General features: G+C 72.7%; 15 protein-coding genes. All 15 read left to right on the top strand.

Features of this window, described 5'->3' with window-relative positions:
- Nucleotides 1–15 precede the first annotated feature (15 nt).
- Nucleotides 16–657: a gluconate 2-dehydrogenase subunit 3 family protein gene (locus QT196_RS00625; RefSeq protein ID WP_290354089.1), complete on the top strand. Its 642-nt coding sequence runs from the start codon at nucleotides 16–18 to the stop codon at nucleotides 655–657.
- Complete coding sequence (locus QT196_RS00620; protein WP_266738776.1) at nucleotides 650–2,350, top strand: GMC family oxidoreductase; 1,701 nt, start codon at nucleotides 650–652, stop codon at nucleotides 2,348–2,350. The genes QT196_RS00625 and QT196_RS00620 overlap by 8 nt, the downstream gene beginning before the upstream one ends.
- Complete coding sequence (locus tag QT196_RS00615; protein WP_266738775.1) at nucleotides 2,350–3,420, top strand: hypothetical protein; 1,071 nt, start codon at nucleotides 2,350–2,352, stop codon at nucleotides 3,418–3,420. Before QT196_RS00620 ends, QT196_RS00615 begins: the two co-directional genes overlap by 1 nt.
- Nucleotides 3,421–3,603: 183 nt before the next feature.
- Nucleotides 3,604–3,906 carry an acyl carrier protein gene (locus QT196_RS00610; RefSeq protein WP_266738774.1) on the top strand — a complete coding sequence of 101 codons (303 nt, stop codon included), beginning with the start codon at nucleotides 3,604–3,606 and terminating at the stop codon, nucleotides 3,904–3,906.
- An 11-nt stretch (nucleotides 3,907–3,917) separates the two neighbouring features.
- Entirely contained in the window at nucleotides 3,918–4,946 is a 1,029-nt protein-coding gene (locus tag QT196_RS00605) for a methyltransferase (protein ID WP_266738773.1), read from the top strand.
- Between the two features lie 45 nt (nucleotides 4,947–4,991).
- Complete coding sequence (locus tag QT196_RS00600; protein WP_266738772.1) at nucleotides 4,992–6,038, top strand: glycosyltransferase; 1,047 nt, start codon at nucleotides 4,992–4,994, stop codon at nucleotides 6,036–6,038.
- The gene (locus QT196_RS00595) at nucleotides 6,035–6,598 is read left to right on the top strand and encodes an AAA family ATPase (RefSeq protein WP_266738771.1); all 564 of its coding nucleotides are present in this window, start codon (nucleotides 6,035–6,037) and stop codon (nucleotides 6,596–6,598) included. The genes QT196_RS00600 and QT196_RS00595 overlap by 4 nt, the downstream gene beginning before the upstream one ends.
- Nucleotides 6,599–6,737: 139 nt before the next feature.
- Nucleotides 6,738–7,037, top strand: a complete 300-nt coding sequence (locus tag QT196_RS00590) for an acyl carrier protein (protein ID WP_266738770.1) — start codon at nucleotides 6,738–6,740, stop codon at nucleotides 7,035–7,037.
- Nucleotides 7,034–8,218, top strand: coding sequence for a beta-ketoacyl synthase N-terminal-like domain-containing protein (locus QT196_RS00585; RefSeq protein ID WP_290354088.1), 1,185 nt, complete (start codon nucleotides 7,034–7,036; stop codon nucleotides 8,216–8,218). The genes QT196_RS00590 and QT196_RS00585 overlap by 4 nt, the downstream gene beginning before the upstream one ends.
- Complete coding sequence (locus QT196_RS00580; RefSeq protein WP_290354087.1) at nucleotides 8,205–8,972, top strand: beta-ketoacyl synthase N-terminal-like domain-containing protein; 768 nt, start codon at nucleotides 8,205–8,207, stop codon at nucleotides 8,970–8,972. Before QT196_RS00585 ends, QT196_RS00580 begins: the two co-directional genes overlap by 14 nt.
- The gene (locus QT196_RS00575; protein ID WP_266738767.1) at nucleotides 8,969–10,381 is read left to right on the top strand and encodes a fatty acid--CoA ligase family protein; all 1,413 of its coding nucleotides are present in this window, start codon (nucleotides 8,969–8,971) and stop codon (nucleotides 10,379–10,381) included. Before QT196_RS00580 ends, QT196_RS00575 begins: the two co-directional genes overlap by 4 nt.
- The gene (locus tag QT196_RS00570; protein ID WP_266738766.1) at nucleotides 10,378–11,340 is read left to right on the top strand and encodes an ACP S-malonyltransferase; all 963 of its coding nucleotides are present in this window, start codon (nucleotides 10,378–10,380) and stop codon (nucleotides 11,338–11,340) included. The genes QT196_RS00575 and QT196_RS00570 overlap by 4 nt, the downstream gene beginning before the upstream one ends.
- Nucleotides 11,333–12,100, top strand: coding sequence for a 3-oxoacyl-ACP reductase FabG (gene fabG / locus QT196_RS00565; RefSeq protein ID WP_266738765.1), 768 nt, complete (start codon nucleotides 11,333–11,335; stop codon nucleotides 12,098–12,100). Before QT196_RS00570 ends, fabG begins: the two co-directional genes overlap by 8 nt.
- An 82-nt stretch (nucleotides 12,101–12,182) precedes the next feature.
- Nucleotides 12,183–14,534, top strand: coding sequence for an aminodeoxychorismate synthase component I (gene pabB / locus QT196_RS00560; RefSeq protein WP_290354086.1), 2,352 nt, complete (start codon nucleotides 12,183–12,185; stop codon nucleotides 14,532–14,534).
- Nucleotides 14,535–14,559: 25 nt separating this feature from the next.
- Nucleotides 14,560–16,056, top strand: coding sequence for an oligopeptide:H+ symporter (locus QT196_RS00555; RefSeq protein WP_266738763.1), 1,497 nt, complete (start codon nucleotides 14,560–14,562; stop codon nucleotides 16,054–16,056).
- The last annotated feature ends 2 nt before the right edge of the window (nucleotides 16,057–16,058 follow it).

Here is a 16,058-nt window from a genome sequence, read left to right as displayed (position 1 = left end):
AGAAGGAGGGAAGCAGTGGATATCGCGACAGAGTATGACGAATCACCGTTACAGCAAGGGGAGTTGAGGCCGTTCTTCTTCACTCCGCACGAAACCGCGGTGGTGCGGGAAGCGACCGCCCGGCTGATCCCCGGCCCCCGTGACGACCCGGCCGAGCCGTACCCGGGCGCACGCGAAGCGGACGTGGTGAGGTACATCGACCGGCTGCTCGGCGCGTTCACGGCCGACCCGCCGCTGATCTACCCGGCCCCGGCCGGACAGGGGGGCTTCCTCCCGCTGACCCCGGCTCAGCGGGTGGGCTGGCGACGCCGGATCGACACACTCCAGCAGGCCTACCGCGCGGGGACCGCGCTGCTGGACCGGCTGGCCGGCGGCGACTTCACCGCTGTCCCGGCCGCCGAGCGCGACGCGGTGCTCGACGTCCCGCAGGTGCGGGAGTTCCGCGGGATGCTCTTCGACCACGCGATCCAGGGCCTGTACGCGGCGCCCGTCTACTGCGGTGCCACGGCCCGGCACCCTGGCGGGACCGCCCCGCACACTGCCCTGGGCCTCCCCGGCGGCAGCCGGTCCGTCGCCGCGGACGGGCCGACGGCCGCGCTCGCCGGCCGGTTCGAGGAGGCCGTACGGCAACTGGTGGCGGGGGTGCTGGATGAGTGAGCGGGCCGTCGTGGTCGGCAGCGGGCCCGGTGGATCGGTGGCGGCCATGGTGCTGGCCGAAGCGGGCTGGGACGTTCTGGTCCTGGAGCGCGGCCCCAACCACTTCGCCGACCTCTCCGCCGCGGTCCCGGACCACCACTTCTCCCCGGACGAGATCCTGGGCCCGCTGCGCCGCTTCGAGTTCCCGGATGCCCTTGCGGAGCCCCGCAGCTACTGTGACCGGGCGCTGCCGGGCGCCGATCACATCGGCTTCGTCAATGCGCTGCCCGCGGCGGTCGGCGGCGGCACCGTGCACTGGGACGCCAAGACACCCCGCTACTGGGACATCGACTTCGCCAAACGCTCGCTGCTCGGCCCCGTCGAGGGCGCCGACATCGCCGACTGGCCCTTCGGTTACGCGGAGCTGGCCCCCTACTACGACGAGGTGGAGGCGCTGCTCGGCGTCCAGGGCGACGCCGCCCGGCTGCCCGCCGACCTCACGCTGCGGCATGCCCCGCGCGCCACCGGCTTCCCCATGCCGCCCGGCCCTGCGCAGAGCTCGTCGCTGCGGATCGCCGGGGCCGCCGGACACCTCGGGCTGCGGCCCTACCCGATGCCGATGGCCGCCAACTCCCGTCCCTACGACGGCAGACCGGTGTGCACCGACTGCGGCGCCTGCTGCGGATACGGCTGCGTCACCCTCGCGCGGGGGAGCGCGCTCGCCCCGCTGCGGCGGGCGGTCCGGGCCGGCGCCGAGGTCCTGCCGCTGAGCACCGCGGTCCGGGTCACCCATCGCGACCGACGGGCCCGCACCGTCGAATACCTCGACTGCACCGGGCCGGAACCGGTCCGGCGGAGCGCCGCCGCGGACCTTGTCGTGCTCGCCGGCTCCGCCGTGGAGACCTGCCGACTGGCGCTGCTTTCCCAACTCCCCGATCCACACGGGCTGATCGGCCGCCATCTGATGTTCCACTGGTACTCCGTCGGCTACGGTCTCTTCCTCCACGAGCGGGTGCACAGCCCCCGGAACCGCAACATCACCCACGCCCTTGACGACTTCGCCGACCCCGACCACCCCGGCGCACGGGATGCCGCGCGGGACGCCGGACTGGCCCACCTGAGAGGCGGAGTCGTCGAGCTGGGATCGGCTCCGCCCGGACGCATCGAGGAGGCGATGCTCTACCGGCGGCTGCTGCCGCGGCTCACCGGCGCCGGGTTCGGGCGTGACTTCAAACGCCTGCTGAGGGAGAGCCCGCTGCGCGAGCGGCTGCTGGGCGTCCAGATGCACGGTGAGGACCTGCCGCAGCGGTCCAACGCCGTGGCCCTCGACCCGCAGCTGCGGGACTGGCTGGGCGTGCCTGTCCCACGGATCTCCTATGCCCCGCACCGGCACGAACTGGCCGCCCAGTCCTTCTACCTGCCCCGGATAGCCGAGCTGTTGCGCGCCGCCGGCGCCGACGAGGTCGCCGCCCTGCCGGAGACCCGCTCCCTGGCCTTTCCGGACGGCCCCGGTGCCGTACCGGGCAACTTCCACACCCTGGGCGGCATGCGGATGGGCACCGATGCCCGGACGAGCGTCACCGACGGCACCGGACGGCTGCACCGCATGGACAACGTCCTCGTCGCCGACGGGAGCCTGTTCCCCACAGCGGGCGCCCACAACCCCACCCTCACGATCATGGCCACCGTCCTGCGCAACACAAGGAGTGTGTGATGAGCGAGCTCACCAAGGACGTCCCACGAGATCCGGGACCAACCGGCACCTACGCCTTCGACCCGCGGGCCGCACTGGGCTGGAAGGACATCGGACTGGACGGGCTGGGCTGCTTCCTGCGGTCCGTCGAATCAGTGCTGCTGCACGAGGGGTACCACGCCGCCCAGGTGGCCAGGGGGCTCTCCCGCCCGCTGGACCTGGTACGCCGCGGCGAGTGGTACGGACCTGAGAGCGACTACCCGGCGTGCCGACTGCGCTGGGCCGACGGGGAACAGGGCGCCGACGCCTGGCCGGCCATCGAGCGGGCGCTCACCGACGGCCGTCCCGTGGTCCTGATGTACGACGGCTTCCACTGGCCCGGCGACCCCTACGAGGGCGAGCACCACTACCACCACCACATGGTCCTCGCTCACCGCCTCGACTCGGCCGGGCTGCACCTGCTCGACACCGACGCCCCGGCCGACGAGGGCTATGCCCGCCGGCTGCCGGTCACCGACGGCCTCATCGCCGCGTGCAGCCGCTACGCCCTCTTCGACCACATCGCCCCGCCCTCCCGAGGACGCGACGCCCGGGAACTGGCCGAGGACGTCATCGCCGGATCCGTGCGCCCCCTCGCCGAGGACATCGCGGAACTCCGTGCCTTCCACCAGGACGTGTGGTCCGGCGCGCGGCTGCCGCTGCTGGCGGCCAAGGGCCTGGACGTGATGGTGCTCGGGGACATCCAGCCGCAGTTGTTCCTCCTCGGGCACGCGCTGGACGGCTCCGCGGACGCCCTGGTGCAGGCGGTGGCCGACGCCCTGCTCGCCGCCGCCCGGCGCGCCCAGAAGCTCGGACTGCTGGTGATGGGCCTGCACCGCTACCAGGCCGAGGGCGTCTACAGCCTGGCGCACGAGGAGGTGCGAGTGCTCACCGACCGGCTGGAGGAGCTGCTCGCCGCGCTGTGCGCCTGCGCGGACACGGCCGTGCCGCATGCCGAGGGTGACGGCAGCCGGCTCGTCCGACGGCTGCGCGGCGAGACGGCCTGGTGCTTCGGGGAAGGGCGTCCACTGCCCGAAACCCCCTTCGCGTAACCCCTGCCGAAAAAGAGCGGAGAAACCCTGTGGGAGCCTGGGCCACAAGGGGGTTCAGGCATTCCCGAAAACCTGTCACGGTGAATACACGTTGCTGAACGGCTCCGTTGACATCACTTTCGGGCGGCTATAGCGTCGCGGCTCGAATCGATATTCCCATTGCTTGGGCAAGGAGGGATTCGCATGGCTGGCGCGGACCGGACGGCTGTCGGGCAGGAACACGCGGACGCCGTTCTCGAAGAAGTGCGGCACGTACTGGAAGAGCAGTGTGAAATCTCCTCGGAGCAGGCGGACGCGGTGACCGCGTCTGCTCCCTTCGCCGACCTCGGACTCGACTCCATCACGCTCGCTTATGTCTTCACCTATTTCGAGCGCAAGCACGACCTGACATTCGAGAACGGTGACATCGACCCGACGCGGTACGCCACCGTCGGGGAACTCGTCGAGGCCATCGCCCGGCGCGTGCACGATCCGGCGGGCCACTGATGAAACCGGCCGTGCCGGACGCCGCCGGCAGTGCGGAAGATGCCGCCGCGGCGCCGGACGACCGCTTGGTGATGGCCACCTTCATGGGCCAGTACGACCTGCCGGCGCTTGCCGTGGCCGACACCCTCGGGCTGTTCCCGCTGCTGGCACGGACACCGGTCGGTGCCGCCGAGGCGGCCCGCCGCCTCCGGCTCCACCCGTACAACACCGAGGTATTGCTCGCCCTGGTCGCGGCCCTCGGCTACCTCACGGTCTACGAGGGCGCCTACCACCTCACTTCCGCCGCCCGGGCGTTCCTCCTTCCCGGCACGAGCCGCTACTGGGGGCCGATGCTCCAGCTCGGCTGGGACGAGAAGTGCACCGCAGTGCAGCTCGCCGTACGGGAGGGCAAAGCCCACGGCTACCGTGGCCACGCCCTGTGGGAGACACACAGCCGGGTCCCGCGCCGGGCCGACCTGTTCACCGCCGCCATGCATGCCCACTCCACCGGGCCGGCCGCCGCGCTGGCCGCCCGGCTGGACCTGGCGGGGGCCGGCACCCTGCTCGACGTCGCCGGCGGCGCGGGCACCTTCGCGGTGGCCCTGGCCCAGCGGCATCCGCAGCTCACGGCGCAGGTGCTGGACCTGCCCGCGGTGGCGGACGTGGCACACCGCACCCTCGAGGAGGCGGAGGTCGCCGACCGGGTACGGCTGTGTCTGCGGGACATGTTCGACGGCCCCTGGCCCGACGGACAGGACCTGGTCCTCTTCGCCGACACCCTCTGCGACTGGGGCGACGACGCCTGCCGCGAGATGCTCGCACGGGCCCGTGCCGCGCTGTCCCCCGGCGGCCGGATCCTCGTGCACCAGGTGATGCTGGACGACTCCCGGACGCGGTCCGCCACCGCGGCCGGCTATGCGCTCGCGCTGGCCACGATGTCGGGCGGACGGCTGCGCACCGCCTCCGAGCTGGCCGGTCTGCTCACTGAGGCCGGTTTCACCGGCCGCCAACTCATTCCCCTGTACGGCCACTACTCACTCATGACCGCCCGGCGTGGCTGACGCCGGCCTTCGCGCTCCAGGTACTCGACGGGAGACAGACGAAACATGGACACCGTGCCCCGGGTGACCGCGATCATCACAAGCCGCGAGCGGTTCTCCTATGCGGAGGAGTCGCTGGCGAGTTTCTTCCGGTACACCAGCATTCCGTGTCAGCTGGTGTACGTCGATGTGAACTCTCCGCGCGACCGCTGGAACCGCATCAAGCGCATCGCCGACGAACACGACATCATCGCCGTCCGCGTCAACAAATACATATCCCCGAACTGTGCACGCAACATCGGCCTGCGCTATGCGGAAGGCGAGTACGTCGTCTTCCTCGATAACGACGTGGAATACACCGAGAACTGGCTGGAGCCGCTTGTCGCCTGTGCCGACGAGGAGAAAGCAGCCATGGTCGGGCCGCTCTATCTGCATGGTCCGCTGCATGAGCAGACCGTGCATATGGCGGGTGGCGACATGGAATTCTCCGGGGCCTGGGGCGAGCGGGAGTTCGTCCAGACGCAACGCCACTTCATGAAACCCCTCGCAGAGGTGCCCGAGCAGGAACTCCATCGGCAGAAGTGCGACATCATCGAATTCCACTGCGCCCTGGTGCGGCGGGAGATCTTCGACGCGGTCGGCGGCATGGACGAGGGGCTGCTCACCACCCGCGAACACCTCGACTTCAGCCAGCGAGTCCTGGACGCCGGCGGGACCGTCTGGTTCGAACCGCGGTCGGTGATCACCTACCGGATGCCGCCGCCCTTCGCCCTCACCGACCTGCCGTACTTCATGCTGCGCTGGAGCGACGAGTGGACCAAGGACACGCTGCGCCACTTCGCGAACAAGTACGGCATCAAGCCGTCCTACGTGGAGCGGGTGACCAAGAACCGCAAGGGCCGCCAATACCTGCTGTTCGAGCAGGTCAAACCCTTCCTGACGAGTGTCCTCGGCGACTCCGGCACCCGCGTCGCCAAGAAGGTGTTCCAGGCCGTGGAACCCGTCGGGAACCGCGCGCTGGTCGAACTGGCCGCCCTGCGTGAGCCGGAGCTGCGCTGGGAGACCTACCGGTCCGCGACACCGTCCGCCCGCAAGACCACCACCGGCTCGTGAGCGGCACACCACCAGTCGACGGGCTGCCGCCCCGCCTCTTCGTCGTCACCGGCATCTGCGGCAGCGGGAAGTCCACCGTCGCCCGCCTGTTGGGCGAGCGCTTCGCGCGGTCCGTCGTCATCGAGGGAGACGCGCTGCGCCGGATGGTGGTCGGCGGCCTGGCCGAGATGGAGCCGGACGCGGGCTGGGAGGCCGTTGCCCAGTTCGAACTCCGCCTGCGGCACCTGGCGTTCCTCGCGGAGTCCTATCTCCACGCCGGCTTCACCGTCATCGCCGAGGACAACCTCCTCGGGAGCTATCTCGAACGCTTCCTGGCCCAGCTCAGCACCCGGCCGGTGCACGTGGTGGTGCTCGCCCCGAGCGCGGCCGCGGCAGCCCGCCGCGACGCAGGCAGGGACAAGCAGGCGTACGGCGCAGAGGGCTGGACGGCGCAATCCCTCAACGAGGCCTTTCGCCGGGAGACCGCTGAACTCGGCCTGTGGCTCGACACTTCCGAGCAGCGGGCCGACGAGACGGTGGACGAAATCCTGCGCCGCACGGACGAGAGCGCGCTGCGGTGAACGGCAGGGCGCCGCGGAGCCGCACAGCCCGCTGCTCGCGCCCCGCGGCGGCCGCCGGGGCGCCCCCGCACCGCGGCATGTTGCGTGCGGCCCGGTATGCGCCGGCACCTGAGTGCTTACCCAACGGAAGGGAGACGTGGTGAGCCACGCATACAAGGGGCAACCTCGCACCGCCACCCCGGGGATCGAAGAACTGGTGCGCCGCACGCTCGCGGAGCGCGTCGGCGCGGAACTCGCGGGCGCCATCCCCGCCACGGAGAAGTTCTCCGATCTGGGCATCGACTCCCTGGACCTCGTGGTCACCCTCGCCACACTGGAACGGGAATGCGGCGTGGAGCGCATCGCCGACGGCGAACTGTGGGACATCGCGGATTCGATCGGCTCCCTCACCGCGTATCTCACCGAGCACGCCACCGTTCTCCCGGGGGATGCCCGGTGACGGCCGGGACCACCACCCCGCGGGCGGTGGCCGTGACCGGACTCGGCGTGCTCAGCGTCGGTGGTGCCGGAACCGAGGCCCTGTGGCGGCTGTGCGCGAACGGCGGTGGCAATTTCCGCCCGGTCGAGCACTTCGACGTTTCCGGCACCGGCGCCTGTATCGCCGGATTCATTCCCGATACGCACGGCGCGCCCGCCCCGGGCTCCGACGGGCGGCTCCCGTACCTGCTGCACCGCGCGCTGGCCCAGGCCCTCGCCGACGCCGCTCGGCGCGGCGCCCACGACCGGGCCCGCACCGCACTCGTCCTCGCCACCACCGACAGCGCGGGCTGTGCGACGGCCGAGGCGTGGCGGGCCTGGGCGGACGGCAGCCGGGAGAGCTGCCGTACCATCTGGGCCCCACCTGCGGAGGCCGTCCGCTTCGACGGCCCCGTACTCCCGGTGGGCAACGCCAGTGCCGCCGGGGCCGCCGCTCTCGGCGTCGGCGCCGATCTGATCCGCAGCGGCGTCACGGAACGGGCCGTGGTCTGCGGGGTGGACACCATCACGGAGACCGCTTTCCAGGGCCTGGCGTCGCTGCGGACCCTCAGTCCGGGCGGCTGCCGCCCGTTCAGCAGAAGCCGGTCCGGCATCCGGATCTCCGAATGCGCGGCGGCCCTCGTCCTGGACGCCGACCCCGGCGACGACTCCGCTCCACCACACGCGTATCTGCGTGGCTGGGGGAGCAGCAACGAGGCCGACCAGGCGGCCCGTCCGGCGTCGGAAGGCGTCGCCAAGGCCGTGTCCCGGGCGCTGTCGGATGCCGCGGTGGCCCCCGGCGACGTCGGCTACGTCAACGCGCACGCGGCCGGCACCCGCCACGGCGATGTCGCCGAACTCGACGCGCTGGAAAGGGTCTTCGGCGACCGGCTCGCCGGGATCCCGGTGTCCGGATCGAAGGCCGCGCTCGGCCACTGCCAGGGCGCGGCGGGAACCGTGGAGGCGATCGTGACCGTTTTGACCCTCGCCCGGGGCGAGGTGCTGCCCACCCTCGGCCTGGAGGACGTCCCCGAGCAGTGGTCACATCTCGACTTCGCGCTCGGTGGGCCGCGCCGGAGCACCCCGCCGCGCGCGGGCCTCACCGTGTCCTGCGGGCTGGGCGGTTCCAACGTTGCGGTGGTGTTCGGCCGTGCGGCCGCATAACGGGGCGGGTATCGCCGCCACCGCCGTGCGCAGCGCCCCGCACGAGGTGCCCCGCATACCCGACGACCCGGCCGGCTTCCCCCGCATCCCGCTGGCCGTGCAGGACACCCTGGGCCCGGAGCTCACCAGGGCGGCCGAAGCGGCCCTCGCCGACGCGGGCGTCACCAGGGCCGAGGCGGCGCCGATGGGCTGCGTCACCGCCTCACACCACGCCACGGCCGCGACCGCCCAGTACATCGCGGCGGTCCTGGACGGCGCCGGACCCCGGTGGCTCGCCCCGCAGTGCTTTCTGCACTACTCACCGCACGCCCTGACCGGCCGGCTCTGCATCGACCTCGGCCTGGACGGTACCGCCCTGACCCTCACCGGCCCCGCCAGCGGCGTCGACGCCCTCGGCTACGCGGCGATGATGGTGGAGTCGGGCCGGTGCTCCAGGGTTCTGGTCGCCGCGGCGCACTGGCCCACGCCGCCGCCCACGGGGCCCGACCGGACCACCCGTCTGACCGTCGCCGTCGCCGTCGTCACCCCGGACGGCGACCGGGCCCGGCTGACCGGCTGGCAGCCCGGCGGCGGACACCCCGCCGTGTGGCCGGCCACCGACTCCGATACCGCTGCCCTGCGGACCGCCGAACTGCCCGACGTCACCGCACCGTTGCGTGCCCTGGTGTCCTGGCACGACGGATCCGACCGGGCCGGCACGCAGCTCACCGCGGCCGGTTCGCGCCTGACGGTGCTTCCGGGGAGCCGCCGATGACCACGTCCACGCCGTACCGGGCCCTCGCCCGGTGGGCTGCCGAACACCCCCACCGGACCGCCCTCGTCCACGAGCACGGCAGCCTGAGCTACAGCGCGCTCGCGCGCCTGGTGGCCGGCGCGCGGCAGCATCACCTCGGTCGGGGACACACTGCCGGACAGCGGGTAGGCCTGGTCGTGCGCAACGATCCGGCGAGCATCGTCGCCCTGCTCGGCCTCGCCGCCGCCGGAGCCGAGCTGGTGCTGCACGACGCACGGAGCACCCGGCACGAGCGCGATCGCGCCGACCAACTGGCCGGCACCCGTTACCGGATCGACCCACCCTCCCTCGACGCGGCGCACGAGGCCGGCGCCGAGAGCGAACCCCCCGACGCCTCCCACGCCACCGCGCTGAACCTGGTGACCTCCGGCACCGGCGGGCTGCCCAAGGTGGTACGCAAGGACTGGGCCGCGACCTGCGCAAACTCCGCCGCCTTCGCGCACACCGCGGGCATCACGGGCCGCGACCGCATCCTCTGCACGACGCCGCTCCACCACGCCTTCGCCTTCGGGGTGGCACTGCTGCCCGCCCTGCGCACCGGCGCCGCCCTCGTCCTCGCCGCCCACCCGCCCGCACCCTCGGCACTGGCGGACGCTCTGCGCACTACCGGAGCCACCGTTGTGCAGTCAGTGCCCTTCCTGTACAGATCGCTGCTCTCCCGTGGGGAGAGGCTGTCCGCGCCCGCGCTCCGGGTATGTGTCTCGGCGGGCGAACCACTGGACCGGGAAACGGCGCACGCCTGGCGGGACGCCACCGGCCGCAACCTGCGCGACCAGTACGGCGCCACCGAACTCGGCCAGCTCGCCTTCGCCGACGATCGCCCCGGTGGACCGCTCCGGCTCGTACCGGGCATACGGGCGGCCGTCCGTGACGACAACGGCGTGCTACGCGAGGACACCGACGCCGAGGGTGAGCTCTGCTTCCGGCATCAGGGACCGCCCGTCGTCTACCGCGGCCTTCCGGAGCTGACCGCCCAGGCCACCACGGACGGCTGGTTCCGCACCGGCGACATCGGCGTCCTGCCCGGGGGCGGCACCGTGCAGGTACACGGCCGGGCCGGCCGCCGCATCACCGTGGCCGGGCGGAAGGTCGACCCGGCGGAGGTGGAACTCGCCCTCAGCTGCGTACCGGGCGTGCGCGAGTGCCTGGTGAGCGCGCCGCCGGCCGGCACCCCCGGCCCGCCCGACCGGTTCGTGGCCTTCATCGCGGCCGGCCCGGAGGTCACCGAACTGGCGGTGCGCCGTCATCTGGCCGGATTGCTCTCCCCTTACAAGATCCCGACCCGCATTCATCTGACCGGCCGGCTGCCCCGCACCGGATCGGGCAAGGTGCACGCGGCCCGGCTGTGGCAGGAGGCGGGACACCGGTGACCGTGCAGACCATCGGCGAAGGCCGCTACGCCCTGGCGTTTCCCGGCGCCGGCTCCCAGCTCCCCGGCATGGCATACCGGCTGGTCCGCGACCACCCGGTTGCTCAGGAGGTGCTGACCCGCGCCGACGAGGCCACCGGCCTGCCGCTGACCCGGCTGTGTACCGACGGCACGCCCGCCGAACTCCGGCCGCCCGAACTGTCCCACCCCGCCGTCGTCGCCACCGGACTCGCCTGCGCGGCGGCGCTGCGCGCGCACGTGGGCGCACGCTGGGCCCCGCCCGCGCTCGTGGGCGGACACAGTCTCGGACACTTCGCCGCCCTGGTGGAGGCGGGCGTCCTCGGCTTCGCCGACGCCCTGCGCATCGTCGCCGAACGGGCCCGGCTGATGGGGGAGCAGGCCCGTGTGCGCCCGGCCCTGATGACCTCGGTCTCCGGGCTGCCGCCCGACATCGTCACCGGCTGGTGCGCCGACTGCCCGCCGGACCTGGGGCAGGCGGTGATCGCCTGCTACAACGGCCCGCGCCACCTCGTCGTCTCCGGAGACGCCAACGCCGTGCGGTGGGTCGCCGACCGGGCCGCCGACACCCCGGATGTCCGCGTCAGCGAGGTTGCCACCGGCGTGGCGTCCCACTCCCCGCTGATGGCGCCCGTGCAGAAACAACTGCGCCCGATGCTGGCCACCGTGCGACTCGCCCCGCCCTCCGGGCCCGTGCTGCTCAACAGCGACGGCCGGCCGACCGCCGACGTCGGCGCACTCCGCGCCGACCTGCTGTGCCAACTCGAGGTGCCGGTGCGGTGGCACACGGCGCTGCGCGCAGTAGTGCGGTCCGGCATCCGGCTGCTGCTGGACACCGGACCGGGCCAGGTCATGGCCAAGACGGCCCGCAGGCACCCGGAGCTGACCCCGCTGGCGCTGAATGCCATGGAGCCCCTGAAGGCGGTGCTTCCCCTTGGCTGAGCCGCCCCCCGGCCCTGCCGCTCCCACCCCTCGCCCCACCCCGTCCCCGGCCACGACAGCACGAGTCGCGCTGGTCAGCGGCGGAAGCCGGGGCATCGGACTGGCCACGGCCACCGCCCTGGCCCGCCGCGGTCACCGCGTTCTGGTCGGCTCCCGCTCCGGGCGCTCCGCCGCCGGGCTCACCGGCCTGACCTGCGATGTCACCGACTCACAGCAGGTCGAGGAGGCCTTCGCTCGGGCCGAGCGGGACCACGGCCCGGTGCAGATCGTGGTGTCCAATGTCGGGGCCCGCGACGACGGACTGCTGATGCGGATGGAGGAGCGCACCTTCCGCCGGACCATCGACACCAATCTCACCGGTGCCTGGCGGCTGCTGCGCCGCGCCGCCGCGGGCATGGCGGACACCGGCTGGGGGCGGGTGGTGCTGGTCTCCTCCGTCGCAGCGGTGCTGGGCACTCCCGGACAGGCCAACTACGCGGCCGCCAAAGCCGGGCTGGCCGGGCTGGCGCGTTCGGCGGCCCGCGAACTCGGCCCGTCCGGCATCACGGTCAATGTCGTACTGCCCGGCTTCGTCGACACCGACCTCACCCGTGATCTGCCGCCCCGCAGACGGGAGTCGATCCTCTCCGGCGTCCCGCTGGGACGGTCAGGCACGGCCCGGGAGATCGCCGAGACCGTCGCCTTCCTCACGGACGAGCAGGCCGGCTATGTCACCGGTGCCGTCCTTCCCGTCGATGGGGGGCTGGCGATGGGGCACTGACGCAGCGGGCGCGCCGACGCGCCCGCGGCACCGGAGATTCCGATGGCCCGGCGGCGGGCGGCCGCCGCAGCAGGGAGCACTCATGCACACACTCCTCGTCGACAACTACGACTCCTACACCTACAACCTCCACCAGCTGATCGCCCAAGTGACCGGAGCCGAGCCGACGGTGCTGCGCCACGACGACCCGGCGCTGCGCGGCCCGGCCCCGGACCTCTCCGGCTTCGACAATGTCGTCGTCTCGCCCGGACCGGGCCGGCCGGACCACCCCGGGGACCTGGCCCACGCAGCCGGGCTGCTCGCCGCACCCCGGCTGCCCACCCTCGGTGTGTGCCTCGGGCACCAGGGCATCGCGCTCACCGCGGGAGCGTCGGTCTCCCCTGCACCGCGGCCGCGCCACGGGCATCTGACCCGGATCGAGCACACCGGCAAGGACCTCTTTCACGGCCTGCCCCAGCACTTCACCGGGGTCCGCTACCACTCACTGTGTGTCGCGGACCCGCTGCCCTTGCAACTGGAGGCCACCGCGTGGGCCGAGGACGGCGTGATCATGGGGCTGCGCCATCGCGAACTTCCCTTGTGGGGCGTGCAGTTCCACCCCGAATCCATCTGTACCGAGTACGGTCCGGAACTGCTCGCCAACTTCGCCCGGCTCACTGCGGAACACCACGCCACCCGGCCCGCCCGTCGCCCGGTGGCACCGTCGCCCGCCCGACGCCGCGCCCCCGCCGCTCCCGCGGCCCGCACCGACCGGACACCGGGCCCGTACCGGCTGCGCTCCCGGCGGCTGGGCACCGCCGTCGACACCGAGGCGGCGTTCACCACCCTGTACGCCGACCGGAAGCACGCGTTCTGGCTCGACAGCTCCCGCACCGCACCGGGTCTGTCCCGGTTCTCCTTCCTCGGCGACGCCCACGGGCCACTGGCCGAGGTGGTCCGCTACCGCGCCGGCACCGGCACCGTCCAGGTGACCGCCTCCGACGGCACCGTCACCCACACCGACGGCGACATCTTCAGCTACCTGGACAACGAGCTGGCCCGGCGTCACCTGCCCGACCCGGGGACGGCGTTCGACTTCACCTGCGGCTACGTCGGCTACTTCGGGTACGAACTCCGCGCGGATCTCGGCTCGCCGACCCGGCACACCCCCGCCGAGGACGACGCAGCCTGGATCTTCGCCGACCGCCTGCTCGCGGTCGACCACACAGCGGACGAGACGCACCTGCTGTGCCTGTACCGCCCGGAGGACCCCGGGGGCCTGGCCGGTGCCGAGCGATGGCTGGACCGTACGGAGGCCGCGCTGCGCGCCCTGCCCGCACCCCCGCGGCTGCCGGAGTGGCCCGCGCCCAGCGCCCCGGCACCCGGCCACCGCACCGAGGATGTCTCCGCACGCGGCGAGGAGCAGTACACCAAGGACATCGCCGTCTGCCGGGACAAGCTCCACGAGGGTGAGAGCTACGAGATCTGCCTCACCGACACCCTGCACGTCGCCTCCACGGCGGACGCGCTGGCGGCCCACCTGGCGCTGCGCCGCGCCAACCCCGCCCCCTACGCGGCGTTTCTGCGGCTGGGTGGCACCGAAGTGGTCTGCTCGTCACCGGAACGCTTCCTGCGCGTCCGGCCCGACGGCACCGCGGAGACCAAACCGGTCAAGGGCACCGCACCGCGCGGCCACACCCCCGACGAGGACGCCCGCCTGCGCCGGGACCTTGCCGCGGACCCCAAGACCCGGGCCGAGAACCTCATGATCGTCGACTTGCTCCGCAACGACCTCGGGAGGGTCTGCGAGATCCGGAGCGTCACCGTGCCGCGCCTGATGCACGTCGAGACCTATGCCACCGTCCATCAGCTGGTCTCCACCATCCGTGGCACGCTCAACCCGGGCACGACCGCGGTCGGCGCGTTGGCGGCCTGCTTTCCGGGCGGTTCGATGACCGGTGCCCCCAAGCTGCGCACGATGGAGATCCTCGACGGGCTGGAGACCGAGGCCCGCGGTGTCTATTCAGGATCCCTCGGCTACTTCGGCCTCGCTGGTGGCGCAGACCTCAACATCGTCATCCGCACCGCGATCCGCACCGCCGGACGCTGGCGGGTGGGAGCCGGGGGAGCGATCGTGCTCGGCTCCGACCCGGAAGAGGAGTACGCGGAGATGCTCCTCAAGGCCGCCGCCCCGCTCCGGGCGCTGCTCCGCCCCGGCCCGGCCGGCGCACCGGCCGCGCACGACCCGTCCACACCCGATCCGAAACGGAGCTCCACCATGCTCGACGCACGACTGCTCGACCTGCTCGCCTGCCCCCTGTGCAAGGCCGCGCTCGCCCCTGCTCCTTCGGGGGATTCCCTGGTGTGCACCGCCACCGCCTGCGCCCGCAGTTACCCGGTGGTGGACGACATCCCGGTGCTGACCCTGCCGCCGGCGGACGCCACGACGGCCTGATACCGCGGCACGGGGGAGGACGACGATGAGCGTCGAGGAGTCAACGGCCCGCACCATGCCCCGCAAACGGCACCCACGAGGGCTTCCGGCGCTGTGGGGAACCGAGATGTGGGAGCGGTTCAGCTACTACGGCATGCGCGCGATCCTCGTGCTCTACCTCGTTGCGCCGTCCTCCCAGGGAGGCCTCGGCCTGCCGCCGACCACCGCGGCCGGCGTCTTCGGCGTCTACGGAGGACTGGTCAACCTGCTCGCTGTCCCCGGCGGCTGGCTGGCCGACCGGCTGTGGGGCGCACACCGTACGGTCCTCGGCGGCGGTCTGGTGATCGCTGCCGGGCACTGTGCTCTCGCGCTGCCGCTCGCGGCGGCCGGCACCTACCTGGGCCTGCTGCTCATCGCGGTCGGTACCGGTCTGCTCAAACCCAACATCTCCACGATGCTCGGTGGGCTCTACGACGTGCCCGGTGCCCCGGACGCCCACGGCACCGCACGTCGGGACGCCGGCTTCTCCCTCTTCTACCTGGGCATCAACATCGGGGCGTTCGCCGCCCCGCTGGTGACCGGCTGGCTGGGCGAACGCGTCGACTGGCACGCCGGGTTCGGCGCCGCGGCCGTGGGCATGCTCCTCGGTCTCACCGTCTACCTGCGCGGCTCACGGCAGCTCCGCCCGGCCGGCCCCCCGCCGCGTACCCGCGCCACCCCGCGCCAGCTCCAGCGGGCCGCCGCCTGGGCCGGATGCGCAGTCGGGGCGGTGGCGGCCGTGGTCGCTGTCGTCGTTGCGGCGGGCCTGGGGGCGCTGGCCGGCGTGCTCTACGCGCTGTCCGCGCTGACCCTCGTGGTGCCCGCCCTGTACTTTGTGGCGATGTTCCGCGCCCCCGGGCTGGACGCGGTGGACCGCAGCCGCCTGCGTGCGTACATATGGATCTTCCTCGCCGCCACGGTCTTCTGGATGATCGCCGAACAGGGCGGCTCCCTTATCAGTCTGTTCGCCCAACGCCACATCGACCGGGCCCTCTTCGGATGGCAGATCCCCACCGGCTGGTTCCAGTCGGCCGGCCCGCTCTACGGCATGCTGTTGGCGGGCGTGTTCGCCGCGCTGTGGCTGCGTCTGGGCCACCGGCAGCCCAGCACCGCGGCGAAGTTCGCCCTGGGACTGGCCGGTCTCGGTGTAGCGACGCTCCTCATGGCGGGCGCCGGCCTGGCCGCGTCCGATGGCCGGCGCGCCTCCCCCCTGTGGCTGCTCGCCGCCTTTCTCGTCCAGGTGCTCGCCGAACTCTGCCTCAGCCCGACCGGCCTGAGTGTGACCACACGGTTGGCGCCGCACCGCTTCGCCGGGCAGATCATGAGCCTGTGGTTCCTCTCGGTGGCCGCGGGCAGCGCACTGAGCGCCCAGGTCGTGCGGCTCAGCGACACCCTCCCGTACGACGTGTACTTTGCCGTGCTGGGCGCCGCCGCCCTGCTGTGCGCCGCGGCGGTCGCGCTGGCCCGGAGCTCGCTGCGCCGCCTGATGCGCGGGGTGTCCTGAAC

This window comes from Streptomyces sp. P9-2B-2 (assembly GCF_030406865.1).
Taxonomy (GTDB): domain Bacteria; phylum Actinomycetota; class Actinomycetes; order Streptomycetales; family Streptomycetaceae; genus Streptomyces; species Streptomyces platensis.
This window is presented reverse-complemented; position numbering and strand designations above follow the sequence as displayed.

Excerpts from the sequence above, each read along its gene's own strand:
- QT196_RS00620 (WP_266738776.1), top strand. The coding sequence starts at position 650 with ATGAGTGAGCGGGCCGTCGTGGTCGGCAGCGGGCCCGGTGGATCGGTG.
- QT196_RS00615 (WP_266738775.1), top strand. The coding sequence starts at position 2,350 with ATGAGCGAGCTCACCAAGGACGTCCCACGAGATCCGGGACCAACCGGC.
- QT196_RS00610 (WP_266738774.1), top strand. The coding sequence starts at position 3,604 with ATGGCTGGCGCGGACCGGACGGCTGTCGGGCAGGAACACGCGGACGCC.
- QT196_RS00600 (WP_266738772.1), top strand. The coding sequence starts at position 4,992 with ATGGACACCGTGCCCCGGGTGACCGCGATCATCACAAGCCGCGAGCGG.
- QT196_RS00575 (WP_266738767.1), top strand. The coding sequence starts at position 8,969 with ATGACCACGTCCACGCCGTACCGGGCCCTCGCCCGGTGGGCTGCCGAA.
- pabB (WP_290354086.1), top strand. The coding sequence starts at position 12,183 with ATGCACACACTCCTCGTCGACAACTACGACTCCTACACCTACAACCTC.
- QT196_RS00555 (WP_266738763.1), top strand. The coding sequence starts at position 14,560 with ATGAGCGTCGAGGAGTCAACGGCCCGCACCATGCCCCGCAAACGGCAC.